This window comes from Shinella sp. G-2 (assembly GCF_050172695.1).
Lineage (GTDB): Bacteria > Pseudomonadota > Alphaproteobacteria > Rhizobiales > Rhizobiaceae > Shinella.
In genome coordinates this window covers 164135-176370 of the sequence record NZ_JBBEYH010000005.1, presented here as the reverse complement: position 1 = coordinate 176370, position 12236 = coordinate 164135, and the positions used below count along the sequence as shown (strand labels likewise).

13 protein-coding genes and 1 pseudogene are annotated in these 12236 nt (G+C 66.6%); 3 read left to right on the top strand and 11 right to left on the bottom strand.

Annotated features, from left to right (window positions below):
* The first annotated feature begins 89 nt into the window (after window positions 1-89).
* Window positions 90-851: a crotonase/enoyl-CoA hydratase family protein gene (locus V8U06_RS11655; RefSeq protein ID WP_226920131.1), complete on the top strand. Its 762-nt coding sequence runs from the start codon at window positions 90-92 to the stop codon at window positions 849-851.
* A 117-nt stretch (window positions 852-968) separates the two neighbouring features.
* Window positions 969-3116, top strand: a complete 2148-nt coding sequence (locus tag V8U06_RS11650; RefSeq protein ID WP_427140746.1) for a methyl-accepting chemotaxis protein — start codon at window positions 969-971, stop codon at window positions 3114-3116.
* 49 nt (window positions 3117-3165) lie between these two features.
* On the opposite strand, the gene V8U06_RS11645 is transcribed toward V8U06_RS11650, so the two are convergent.
* From V8U06_RS11645 to V8U06_RS11635, 3 genes are read right to left on the bottom strand one after another with little or no spacing between them, the layout of a single operon-like run.
* Window positions 3166-4422, bottom strand: coding sequence for a class I SAM-dependent RNA methyltransferase (locus tag V8U06_RS11645; protein WP_427140745.1), 1257 nt, complete (start codon window positions 4420-4422; stop codon window positions 3166-3168).
* Entirely contained in the window at window positions 4419-5171 is a 753-nt protein-coding gene (locus V8U06_RS11640; RefSeq protein WP_427140744.1) for a TlyA family RNA methyltransferase, read from the bottom strand. Before V8U06_RS11640 ends, V8U06_RS11645 begins: the two co-directional genes overlap by 4 nt.
* A 40-nt stretch (window positions 5172-5211) precedes the next feature.
* Entirely contained in the window at window positions 5212-5484 is a 273-nt protein-coding gene (locus V8U06_RS11635; protein ID WP_427140743.1) for a hypothetical protein, read from the bottom strand.
* 179 nt (window positions 5485-5663) lie between these two features.
* Here V8U06_RS11635 and V8U06_RS11630 point away from each other — a divergent pair, with 179 nt between their 5' ends.
* A complete protein-coding gene (locus V8U06_RS11630; protein ID WP_427140742.1) occupies window positions 5664-6674 on the top strand; it encodes a DUF4424 domain-containing protein in 1011 nt (336 codons plus the stop codon).
* A 19-nt stretch (window positions 6675-6693) separates the two neighbouring features.
* Here V8U06_RS11630 and dxs read toward each other — a convergent pair whose 3' ends face one another.
* The 8 genes and pseudogenes from dxs to V8U06_RS11590 all read right to left on the bottom strand — a co-directional run bounded on the left by dxs (window position 6694) and on the right by V8U06_RS11590 (window position 12236).
* Window positions 6694-8613: a 1-deoxy-D-xylulose-5-phosphate synthase gene (dxs, locus tag V8U06_RS11625; protein ID WP_427140741.1), complete on the bottom strand. Its 1920-nt coding sequence runs from the start codon at window positions 8611-8613 to the stop codon at window positions 6694-6696.
* Between the two features lie 238 nt (window positions 8614-8851).
* On the bottom strand, window positions 8852-9256 hold the full coding sequence (locus V8U06_RS11620) for a DUF1801 domain-containing protein (protein ID WP_427140740.1): 405 nt from the start codon (window positions 9254-9256) through the stop codon (window positions 8852-8854).
* Between the two features lie 20 nt (window positions 9257-9276).
* Window positions 9277-9685, bottom strand: a pseudogene (locus V8U06_RS11615) (DUF1801 domain-containing protein).
* Between the two features lie 87 nt (window positions 9686-9772).
* The gene (locus V8U06_RS11610) at window positions 9773-9991 is read right to left on the bottom strand and encodes a hypothetical protein (RefSeq protein WP_427140739.1); all 219 of its coding nucleotides are present in this window, start codon (window positions 9989-9991) and stop codon (window positions 9773-9775) included.
* Entirely contained in the window at window positions 9988-10431 is a 444-nt protein-coding gene (locus V8U06_RS11605; protein ID WP_226920121.1) for an SRPBCC family protein, read from the bottom strand. Before V8U06_RS11605 ends, V8U06_RS11610 begins: the two co-directional genes overlap by 4 nt.
* On the bottom strand, window positions 10428-10751 hold the full coding sequence (locus V8U06_RS11600; RefSeq protein WP_226920120.1) for an ArsR/SmtB family transcription factor: 324 nt from the start codon (window positions 10749-10751) through the stop codon (window positions 10428-10430). Before V8U06_RS11600 ends, V8U06_RS11605 begins: the two co-directional genes overlap by 4 nt.
* A gap of 161 nt (window positions 10752-10912) precedes the next feature.
* On the bottom strand, window positions 10913-11836 hold the full coding sequence (locus tag V8U06_RS11595; protein ID WP_427140738.1) for a pirin family protein: 924 nt from the start codon (window positions 11834-11836) through the stop codon (window positions 10913-10915).
* 142 nt (window positions 11837-11978) lie between these two features.
* The gene (locus tag V8U06_RS11590; protein ID WP_226920118.1) at window positions 11979-12236 is read right to left on the bottom strand and encodes an exodeoxyribonuclease VII small subunit; all 258 of its coding nucleotides are present in this window, start codon (window positions 12234-12236) and stop codon (window positions 11979-11981) included.

Sequence of the window (12236 nt, the reverse complement as noted above, 5' to 3'; positions counted from 1 at the left end):
CGGGTGCGAACGAAACGACGCGGCCAGCCCTTCGCCCCGTTTGGGGGAGGGGCGGCAGGCGGATGAGGGGCAAGGCCCCGGGAGAGACCATGACCGACCACATTCTGATCGAACGCCCGGACGACGCCCCCGGCGTGCAGGTGATCCGCCTCAACCGCGCGGAAAAGAAGAACGCCATCACCCGCGCCATGTACCAGGCGATGACCGACGCGCTGAAGGCTGGCGATGCGGATGACGGCGTGCGCGCCACCCTGTTCCTCGGTTCCGACGGATGCTTTTCCGCCGGCAACGACATGAACGATTTTCTGGCCTTCGCCATGGGCGGCTCGATGGGCCGCGAGGTGCTGGATTTCCTCCATGCGCTTGCCGCGCATGGCAAGCCCCTGGTCTCCGGCGTCGATGGCCTTGCCATCGGCATCGGCACGACGATCCACCTGCATTGCGACCTGACCTATGCCTCGATCCGCACGGAGTTCCGCACGCCCTTCGTCGATCTCGCCCTGGTGCCGGAAGCCGCCTCCAGCCTGCTCGCCCCGCGTCTGATGGGCCACCAGCGCGCCTTCGCGCTGCTTGCCGCCGGTGAAGGCTTTTCCGCGACGGCCGCGCGCGATGCCGGCCTCGTCTATGCCGTCGTCGAGCCGGGCGCGGTGGAGGGCGCGGCGCTTGCCGCTGCAAGGCGCCTTGCCGCCAAGCCGCCCAAGGCGCTTTCCATCGCCCGCAGCCTCGTGCGCGGCGACCGGGCGGAGGTCGCCGCCCGCATCGACGAGGAAGCCGGCCACTTCGCCGCGCAGTTGAAAAGCCCGGAAGCGCGCGCCGCCTTCGAGGCCTTCATGGCACGCGGCAAGGGCTGACCTTGCGATTTGTGGTCTGTCAATTTTAACAGGGCCTTAAACACGTTTTCCTATGGTACGGCATTCTCCGGCGTCCTGCCGGCGGCCGCATGATGCGTCCGATCCTTGCCCTCCGGCATGCCGTTCAGCATCGCGCCCCGCCCATCGACGGGCGCGCCCGAAGGAATTTCCGTGTCCAAGCGCTCCAATCTCATGACGCGCATTCTCGTCGTCGCGTCCCTCGTCGTCATCGCCGCCTTCACCGGCTTCTCTCTGTATATCGACAGCCTGCAGCGCAGCGTGCTGACCAAGTCCGTCGAGGAAAGCATCGACAGTTCCGGCAAGCAGGCCGCGCAGAGCATCGCCAACTGGCTCACCGCCCGCGTGGCGCTGACCGAGATGGCCGCCAATGCCGCCGGCAAGGCGGCCGATGCCGCTGGCATCGAGAGCGTGCTGCAGAACGACGTGCTGGTCGGCCAGTTCATGACCACCTATGTCGGCGACGAGGCGGGCACCTTCACCATGTGGCCGAAATCGGCCATGCCGGAAGGTTACGATCCGCGGCAGCGCCCGTGGTACCAGGATGCGGTGAAGGCGGGCGGCTCCGTGCTGACCGAGCCCTATGTCGACGCCTCCACCAACGACCTGATCATCAGCGCCGCCACGCCCGTCAAGCATGAAGGCACGCTGCGCGGCGTCGCCGGCAGCGACTTTTCGCTGAAGTCGCTGGTCGAGATGGTCAACTCCGTCGATCTCGGCGGCGCGGGCTTCGCCTTCCTCGTCAGCAAGAACGGCCAGATCCTCGTGCATCAGGACAAGGCGCTCGTCACCAAGACACTCGCCGACGCCTTCCCGGAAACGACGCCCGCCATCGGCGGCGGCATCACCCACACGACCTATGCCGGCAAGCCGGTGCTGGTTTCCTTCGTGCCGGTCACCGGCCTGCCGTCGGTGGAATGGTATCTCGGCTTCACCATCGACAGCGGCATCGCCTTCTCCGCCATCGACCAGTTCCGCATCGCTGCGACGATCGCTACGGTGCTCGCCGTCATCGTCATGATGGGCTTCCTCGCCACCGTGCTGTCGCGCCTCGTCGTGCGTCCGGTCAAGGACATGACCACGGCCATGGACAAGCTCGCCTCGGGCGACGTCGGTATGGAAATCCCGGGTGAGGAGCGCAAGGACGAGATCGGCCGCATGGCCGCCGCCGTCGCCGTCTTCCGCCACAACGCCATCGAGCGTTCGCGTCTCGAAAACGCCGCCGAGGAGGGCCGCGTGCTTTCCGAAAGCGAGCGGCGCGAGCGCGAAGCCCTCAAGGCCCGCGAAGCCGCCGAGATCCAGCACGCCGTCGAGGCGCTGGCGGATGGCCTCGGCCGCCTGGCCGAAGGCGATCTCGCCCATCGCATCGACGCGCCCTTTGCCGGCCATCTCGACCGTCTGCGCAGCGACTTCAACCATTCCGTGACCAAGCTGCACACGGCCATGACGACCGTCGGCCAGAACGCCCGCGCCATCGACGCCGGCGCGACGGAAATCCGCTCGGCCGCCGATGATCTTGCCCGCCGCACCGAACAGCAGGCCGCCTCGGTCGAGGAGACCGCCGCCGCGCTGGAAGAGATCACCACCACCGTCAAGGATTCGACCCGCCGCGCCGAAGAAGTCGGCTCGCTCGTCTCGCGCACCCGCACGGGCGCCGAGAAATCGGGCGAGGTGGTGCGCCGCGCCGTCTCGGCCATGCAGGGCATCGAGAAGTCCTCGCACGAGATCTCCAACATCATCGGCGTCATCGACGACATCGCCTTCCAGACCAACCTCTTGGCGCTGAACGCCGGCGTGGAAGCAGCGCGTGCGGGCGAAGCCGGCAAGGGCTTTGCGGTCGTGGCGCAGGAAGTGCGCGAGCTCGCCCAGCGCTCGGCCAATGCGGCCAAGGAGATCAAGGCGCTGATCACCACATCGGGCGAACAGGTCCGCTCCGGCGTATCGCTGGTCGACGAGACGGGCGCCGCCCTCGAAGCCATCGTGCGCGAGGTGCAGGAAATCAACGGCCACGTCAACGCCATCGTGACCGCTGCCCGCGAACAGTCGACGGGCCTGCAGGAGATCAACACGGCCGTCAACACGATGGACCAGGGCACGCAGCAGAACGCCGCGATGGTCGAGGAACAGACGGCCGCCAGCCACGGTCTTGCCTCGGAGGCTGCCGCGCTGAACGCGCTGCTCGCCCAGTTCCGTCTCGGCAACGAGACGGCCGGCTACGCCGGCAGGCCCGCACGCCGCGCGGCCTGAATGGTGCTACCCTAAAACAAGAGGCCCGGATCGCTCCGGGCCTTTTTCGTTATGCGGCTTTTTCCAGCACGGCCACCGCTTCGACATGCGCCGACCAGAGGAACTGGTCGATGGGGGTGACGCGGCGGATCTGGTAGCCGGCGGCGGTGAGGATGGCGAGGTCGCGGGCAAGGCTGATGGGATTGCAGGAGACGGCGACGATGGTCTTCACGCCGGAGCGGGCGAGCTCCTTGCACTGGTCCTCCGCGCCGGCGCGCGGCGGGTCGAAGACCACGGCGTCGTAGACCTTGAGCTCGGAGGCCATCAGCGGGCGGCGGAAGAGATCGCGCCGCTCCACCGTCACGGGCTTCAGGCCCTGCGTGTTGCGGGCAGCCTGATCCAGCGCCTTCAGCGCCTTTTCCTCGCCCTCCACCGCATGCACCTTGGCCTTCTGTGCGATGCGCAGCGCGAAGGTGCCGGAGCCGGCGAAGAGGTCGGCGACGCGCTTGGCCTTGCCGAGCGCCTCCAGAACCAGATTTGCCATGGCGTCCTCGGCGGGCTTCGTCGCCTGCGTGAAGCCGCCGGCGGGCGGAGAAACGCGCACGCCGGAAAAATCGATCACCGGCTTCTGCGGCTCGATGAGGATTTCGCCGTCGCTGGAGACGCGGGCGATGCCGCGCAGCGCCAGCACGGTCTCGGTGACGGCGCGGCGTTCCTTGTCGCCCACCTTCTTCACGCCCTCGAAGGCAAGGTCGAGACCCGAGAGCGTTTCGAGCACGGTGACGCGGAAGGGTTCGCTCGACGTGGCGATGGAAGCGGCGATGCGGCGGATGGCATCGAGCCGGGAGACGATGCCGTCGCTGGAGATCGGACAGTGGTCGATGGAGACGATGTGGTGGCTGCCGGCCTGGTTGAAGCCGAGCAGCATGCCCTTTTCCGTCTTGCGCGTGGTGAAGACCACGCGGCGGCGCTCGCCCGGCCGGGCGGTGACCAGCGGCGCGACCTCTGACGTCAGGCCCTTGGATTTCAGCGCCTGGATGACGAGATTGCGCTTGAAGTCATGGTAGAGCGCGTCGCTGGCATGCTGCAGCGTGCAGCCGCCGCAGGTGCCGTTCCTGCCGTCGGGGCCGAAATGCGCGCAGGGCGGCTCCACCCGCTCGGGCGAGGCGACCGCCATGGACATGACGGTGCCCTGGTTCTTCACCCGTGCGACGGCGACCGTTTCGCCGGGCAGGGTGAAAGGCACGTAGACCGGGCCGCCGGGCGCCTCGGCGATGCCGTCGCCGCCGCTGCCGAGCCGGGCGATGGTGAGGGTTTCCGTGGTCATGGCTTTCGGCCTCCAAGAAGAAATTCGACATTGCCGTCGCCGCCGGTAATGGGCGAGGGGACGAGCCCGAGGCTTTGCCAGCCCATCTCCTCGACGAGCCAGCGTTCCAGCTCGGCGGCGACAGCGGGCGCGCTGTCCGGGTCCTTGAGGAGGCCGGCCTTGCTGATCGCCTCGCGCCCCGCCTCGAATTGCGGTTTGACGAGAAGGGCGCAGAAGGCGCCTTGCTCGGCAAGCGTGAGGGCCGGGGGCAGGGCGAGCTTCAGCGAGATGAAGGAGACGTCGGAGACCACCGCGCGAATGGGCCGGCCGGCGAGATCGGCCCGGCCGAGCGCCCGGGCGTTCAGCCCTTCGAGATTGGTGATGCGCGGGTCTTCCCGCAGGCTGTGATGCAACTGGTCATGACCGACATCGACGGCGACGACATGGGTCGCGCCACGCTCCAGCAGCACCTGCGTGAAGCCGCCGGTAGAGGCGCCGATGTCGAGGCATTCGAGCCCCCGCGGATCGAGCGCGAAGTGATCGAGCGCCGCCGTCAGTTTCAGCGCGGCGCGCGAGACATAGGCCTGCGCCGGGTCGTCGATGGCAAGGACGGCGGAGGCGGGAAAACCTGCGCTCGGCTTGGTGACGAGGCGGCCGTTCACCGTGACGGTGCCGCGCGTGATGGCATCGCGCGCCCGCGAACGGCTGGCGACGAGGCCGGCATTCAGCAGGAGCTGGTCGAGGCGGATGGTTTCATTGGGGTCGGACATTGCCTCTCATGACGCCTTGGGCGGAAAGAGGCAAGTCCGCTCACAGCCAGATGATGCGGCCGGCATGGTTTTGCAGGGAAACGGGGTCGATAAGGGCGGAAATGCCCTGCGGCTTTCGCTCCGGCCGGGCCTCGTGCACGATCCGCGGCTCCTCGCCGATCCCGTGCGACTTGCGGATATCCGGCAGCTTCTTCTGCAGGATGGCGATGGCCGCCGCCTCGATGGCCGGGTCGTGCGAGGGCTGCTCTTCGGCGGCTGCGATGGAGACATGGCAAAGCGTGGCGGCGAAAGCCGCAAGCAGCGCATGGCGCATGGTGGAAATCCCTGTCCGGTTCTTCTGTCGTTGTCGCGGACACTAGCAGGCGGAGGTTTCGCAACGCCCAAGGGACGTGGTTACGGCCGGGCAAAACGGCATGGTTGAGAAAGCGTGAGAACCGCTTGCCGCGGCCCGTCGTTTCGGCTGTTATCGTCCCGTCGCCTCGGGGGATATCGATGAAGACCGCTTGCCGCCTGCTGCCGTTTCTCCTTCTGCTTTCCGCCCCGCCCGCGCTGGCCAACGATACGATGGCGGAGCTGAAGACCGGCGGCCTCACCTTCGTGCGCACGCCGGAGGTGGAGATGACGCGGGAGGCGCTGTTCATCTCGCCGACGGAAATCCGTGTCGACTACGTCTTCACCAACACGTCGGAAAAGGACGTTTCCGGCCTTGTCGCCTTCCCCATGCCGGATATCGGCGGCGATCCCTATGCCAATGTCGCCATCGACGATGTCGAGGCGGACAACTATCTCGGTTTCACCGCCGCGCAGGATGGCAAGGCCGCCGCGGTCACGCTTCAGCAGCGCGCCTATGCCGCCGATATCGATGTGACCGAGGATTTGAAGGCGCGGGGCATTCCCCTGCTGCCCTATGCCAAGGCGACGAAGGCGGCCCTCAAGGCGCTGCCCGAGGACGTGGCGGCCGACTGGATCGCCCGCGGCCTCATCTTCATCGATACCTATGACGACGACGGCAGCGGCATGAAGGATTATCGAACGCCGCTCTGGTCGCTGAAATCGGTTTATTGGTGGCGCACCACCTTCCCGGCCGGCAAACCGGTGACGGTGCAGCATCGCTACAAGCCGAGCGTCGGCGGCACGGTCGGCATCAGCTTCCTGGAAGACGGCAAGGCCAGGGGCAAGCGCTACGAGGAATATGTCGAGCGCTATTGCCTGGAGGGCGACATCGTCAGGCGCGCCGAAGAGGCCGAGAAAGCCATGCAGGCGGGAAAGCCCTACCTCTTCGAGGCCTGGATTTCCTATGTGCTGACGACCGGGGCCAACTGGTCCGGCCCGATCAAGGATTTCTCGCTGACCATCGACAAGGGCGCGCCGGAAAACCTCGTCAGCTTCTGCGGCGAAGGCGTCAGGAAAACCGGTCCGACGACCTTCGAGATGACGGCGAAGGATTTCTATCCCGAGCGGGAGATCGACATCCTGCTCCTGAAGCCGAGCGAGGCGCAGTAGGGCCTTCGAAAGGGCTTGTTCAGCCCGCGGCGCCCACGCCGACCGCCTTCTGGCCCAGCGCCTGAAACACCGTCGAGACGATGCCGGCGCGGTCGAGGCCGGCCTTGGCATACATCGCTTCGGGCTTGGCCTGTTCCATCCAGATATCGGGTAGCGCCATGGGGCGCACCTTGAGGCCGTGGTCGAGCAGGCCTTCCATCGCCAGGAACTGCAGCACATGGCTGCCGAAGCCGCCGACCGCGCCTTCCTCGATGGTGATCAGCACCTCGTGGTGGCGGGCAAGCTGGCGGATGAGGTCATGGTCGAGCGGCTTGGCGAAGCGCGCGTCGGCGACGGTGGTGGAAAGCCCCGCCGCGTCGAGGTCCTCGGCCGCAAGCAAACAGTCGGCAAGGCGCGTGCCGAAGGAGAGGAGGGCGACCTTGGAGCCCTGCTTGACGAGGCGGCCCTTGCCGATCTCGAGGATTTCGCCACGTGCCGGCATTTCCACGCCGACGCCCTCACCGCGCGGATAGCGGAAGGAGATCGGGCCGTCGTCATAGGCGGCGGCGGTGCGCACCATGTGCTTCAGCTCCGCCTCGTCGGCGGCGGCCATCACCACGAAGCCGGGCAGGGTCGCAAGATAGGTCGTGTCGAAGGAGCCGGCATGGGTCGGCCCGTCCGCGCCGACGAAACCGGCGCGGTCGATGGGAAAGCGCACGGGCAGGCCCTGGATGGCGACGTCGTGCACCACCTGGTCGTAGCCGCGTTGCAGGAAGGTGGAATAGAGCGCGCAGAACGGCTTGTAGCCCTCGGCGGCAAGGCCGGCGGCGAAGGTCACGGCATGCTGCTCGGCAATGCCGACATCGAAGGTGCGCGACGGATAGGCGGCGGCGAGCTTGTCGATGCCGGTGCCGGAGGGCATGGCCGCGGTGACGCCGACGATCCTGTCGTCGAAGCCGGCTTCCTGCACCAGCGCATCGGCGAAGACCGACGTATAGGCCGGCGCATTCGGCTTGGCCTTCGCCTGCGTGCCGGTGATGACGTCGAAGGTGTTGACGCCGTGATACTTGTCGGCGGCGGCTTCCGCCGGCGGATAGCCCTTGCCCTTCTGGGTGACGACGTGGATCAGCACCGGGCCCTTGGAATTGTCGCGCACATTGCGCAGCACCGGCAGGAGATGCTCGAAGGAATGGCCGTCGATCGGGCCGATATGGTAGAAGCCCATCTCCTCGAACAGCGTGCCGCCCGTCACATAGCCGCGCGCATGCTCGACGGCGCGGGTGATGGCCCGGTCGACCTTCTTGCCGAGATAGGCCGTCAGTTTCTTGCCGAGTTCGCGGAAGCCCATATAGGTGCGGCCGGAGGCAAGGCGCGCGAGATAGGCGCTCATCGCGCCGGTCGGCGGGGCGATGGACATGTCGTTGTCGTTGAGGATGACGATGAGGCGCGCGTCGAGCGCGCCGGCATTGTTCAGCGCCTCGTAGGCCATGCCGGCCGAAAGCGCGCCGTCGCCGATGACCGCGATGACATTGCGGTGCTCGCCCGAGAGATCGGCGGCCACCGCCATGCCGAGGCCGGCGGAGATCGAGGTCGAGGAATGGGCGGCGCCGAAGGGGTCGTATTCGCTTTCGGCGCGGCGGGTGAAGCCGGAAAGTCCGTCTTCCTGGCGCAGCGTCCGGATGCGGTCGCGCCGGCCGGTCAGAATCTTGTGCGGATAGCACTGGTGGCCGACGTCGAAGATCAGCCGGTCCTTGGGCGTATCGAAGACCTTGTGGATGGCGATGGTCAGTTCCACCACGCCGAGGCCCGCGCCCAGATGCCCGCCGGTGCGCGAGACGGCGTCGATCATCTCGGCGCGCAGTTCGGCGGCAAGCTGCGGCAGGTCGCGGTCGTCCACGGCCTTCAGCTCCGCCGGAATGCGGACCTTGTCGAGCAGGGGGGTGGCTGGCGTCTGTGTCACTCTCAGGCCTCGTTGTCACGCCGGCCATGGCTCCCTCGCGAAGGCATGGTCCGGGCATGCGGTCTATATACCGCGCTCGTCTGTCACATGCAGAATGCGGCGCGGGATTTCAACCGTTTCAGCAAGTCTAGAGCGTATTTCGCCGGATTGATACCGCGCAAACCGACGCATTCACGAAGTCGTGTCGGGCAAATGCGGCATTTTGCAGATGTCGCATCGCCGCGCGTCGGAATGATGGCTACCTCTTCTTTTTCGCGCGGGAGGCCTGGTTGAGCGCGACGGCGGCGCGGATCAGCGCCTTCAGCGCGTCCGCATCGATCGTCTCGCCCTCGTGGACATCGATGGCGCGGCGGGTGTTGCCGTCGAGGCTGGAATTGAAAAGACCAGCCGGATCGTCCAGCGACGCGCCCTTGGCGAAGGTCATTTTCACGGCCGTCTTGTAGGTCTCGCCGGTGCAGATAATGCCGTCATGCTCCCAGACCGGCACGCCGCGCCATTTCCATTCCTCGGTGACCTCGGGGTCGGCTTCCCGGATCAGGGCGCGCAGCCGGGCCAGCGTCTCGCCGCGCCAGTCGGCAAGATCGGCGATGCGCCGGTCGATCAGGTCGGAAGGGGATTGCGTCTCGCTGGCGGCCTTGTCCATGGCGGGTCCTTTCTCGATCTCTACATGCGTTCGCCGGGAAGCCGGCTCGCCTGCCGGATCCAGTCGGCAAGCCGCCCTTCGTCCAGCGCGTCGTTTTCGTGGATGTGGAAGTAGCGCGTTTGCGCGGTCTTGGAAGCCTCCGGCGGCACGGGGTCGAGCGAGGTGCCGCGGAAGAAGGTCAGCTTGATGTATTTCGCTGAGGAACCAGGTGCCGTCCTCCACGCCGTAGAAGGGCGAGTTCCACTTCACCGCCTTGTGCACGCCGGGCACGGTTTTCTCGACAAGGGTATCGAGGGCGCGCCCGGCATCGCGCTTCCAGCCGGGCATGGCCGCGATATAGGCCTTGACCGGGCCATCGCCGTAACCCTTGGCGATCTGCGGGTTGCCGCCCGAAAGCAGCACGGGTTTATCGGTCTTCTCGCCGGCCATGGCGTCCTCCTGCATACCCTGCCGTAGCGGCGTCGCTTCGGAAGGGCATGCGACAAACAAAGATCAGAGCGGTTCCGATGAACGGGGTCACCGTAGTGCCTGGTTGCGCCGCCACCGCGCCGCATAGGGTAGCATGAAGAGATAGAGGCCGCTCGCCAGCAGCAGGATGAGCGGGAAGAGCGCGGTGAGGCCGACCCAGAGGGGCGGCTGGCCCTGCGTCATCGCGGCGATGTTGACGAGGACCGCAAGGGTGAAGAGCATCGAAAGCCAGCGATGGACCTGGCGGATCTTCAGGGTCCAGCTCATTGCGCTTCCCCCTGTTCCAGCCCGGCCAGAACCCGCTCGAGATTGGTGAAGTGCTGTTCCCAGCCATAACGTGCGCCGCCGAAGGCCTGCTTCTGCTCCGGCCGGAAGCCGGTCTGTTCCATGCGCAGCAGCGTTCCCGCCGCCGTGGGGGTGAGCGTGAAGTTCACGACGCTCCTGAGGTCGAAGGCCGGGTCGTCATGCACGTGGTTCCAGGTATAGGTCAGGGTCTTTCCCGGCTCGACCGTCAGGACATCGCATTCCACGCTGCCCCAGTCGCCCGTCAGGGTGAACTTGCGGCCGACGACCGGCGCGAAATCGTTGCGCATCAGCCATTCCGATATGAGATGCGGCTGCGTCAGCGCGCGCCAGAGTTTTTCCGGCGGGTGAGCGATCTCGCGTTCGACGACGACCGTGCGTATCTCGGACGTTGCGGTGTTCATTGGTCCATTCTCCTGAGCAAATTTTCGAGGTCATCGAACCGCGCCTCCCAGAACCGCGCCATCTCGCTGGTCCAGTCGATCAGGGGCGCGAGGGCGCCGAGCTGCGCGCTGTAATGGGTCTGCCGTCCCTCGTGGCGATCGCGCACGAGGCCGGCCTGCTTGAGCAGGCTGAGATGTTTGGAGACGACGGGCTGCGAAACGCCGGCCTGCGCCGTCAGCGCCCCGACGGTCTTCTCGCCTTCACGGCAGAGCCGTTCGAAAAGCGCCCGCCGCGTCGGATCCGCCAGCGTGCGGAAGAGGGTGTCCTGGGGCTCGGTCAAAATCCATACCTCAATGGCTATGGATTTTCATATAGCTGAATAGCTATGAATGAGTCAATGGCAATTCTGCGCGGGGCACGCGTGTCTCTCGGGGGATTTCCCGGAGGAGGCCGGCGTCTGTATCCATGGCGTCGGCCTATATATGCTTGAACGGCTATACGTTAGCCCACTGGCAGCGGCACGAACTCTTCCTCGTCGCCGGGTACGATGTCGAAGCGGCCGGTGCGCCATTCCTCCTTGGCCTGCTCGATGCGTTCCTTGGAGGAGGAGACGAAATTCCACCAGATATAGCGCTTGGAGCCGAGCGCCGCGCCGCCGAAGAGCATGATGTGACAGCCCTGCGGTCCCGCCTTCAGCGTGATGGGATCGCCGGCGCGGAAGACGAGCAGCCGGTCGGCCTCGAAGACGTCGCCCGCCACGTCGAGCGTGCCGGAAAGGATATAGACCGCGCGTTCCTCCCAGTTGGCGGCAAGCGGCGCGGAAGCGCCGGGAGCCAGCATCAGGTCGGTATAGAGCGTGTCCGTCGGCACGCTGACCGGCGAGGCATGGCCCTCATAGGTGCCGATGATCGTGCGCCCGGTGATGCCGTCGGCGGAGAAGGCCGGGAGCTCCGCCTTCGTCGTATGGGCGAAAACCGGCGCCGATTCTTCGAGATGATCGGGCAGCGCCAGCCATGTCTGCAGGCCGGAGATGGATTGCGGCTTGCCGCGCAGGTTCTCCGGCGAGCGCTCGGAATGCACGATGCCGCGCCCGGCCGTCATCAGGTTCACGTCGCCGGGGGCGATCACCATTTCGGTGCCCAGGCTGTCGCGGTGCTTGATCTCGCCGTCGAAGAGATAGGTGACGGTGGAAAGCCCGATATGCGGGTGCGGCTTGACGTCGATGGCGTCGCCGGCGCGCAACAGCGCCGGACCCATGCGGTCGAAGAAGATGAAGGGGCCGACCAGCCGGCGCTTGGCCGTCGGCAGCGCCCGCCGCACTTCCAGCCCGCCGATATCGCTGGTGCGCGGAATGATCAGGTGTTCCAGCGCATCGCACGCCGCCGCATCCCCGGCCTCGGGGTCCTGTCCCGGAAAGAAGCTCATCACGCCCTCCTGTTGGTTCGTGAGGGCATGCTAGCGGGCGGGGAGAGGCGTGAATAGGGCGGCTGGCGTTGACGGTGTGTCGTCGTGCCGCCGCGTGCTTCCTAATCGGCCCGAAGACCGGGGCGACAGAGATGCCGCGACGTCAGCCGTCGAGCGGCTCGGTGCCCTGCGGCTTGCCGGCGCGGTCGAGACGGATCTTCTCGATGCGGTTCTCGGCCGCCGAAAGCAGGGTTTCGCAATGCTTCTTCAGCGCTTCGCCGCGCTCGTAGATCTCGATGGAGCGGTCGAGCGGCACGTCGCCGCGCTCGAGGGCGGCGACGATCTTTTCCAGTTCCTCGACGGCCTGCTCGAAGGAGAGGGCGGAAACATCGGGACCGGGGGCGGAAGGGGTCGTGCTCAT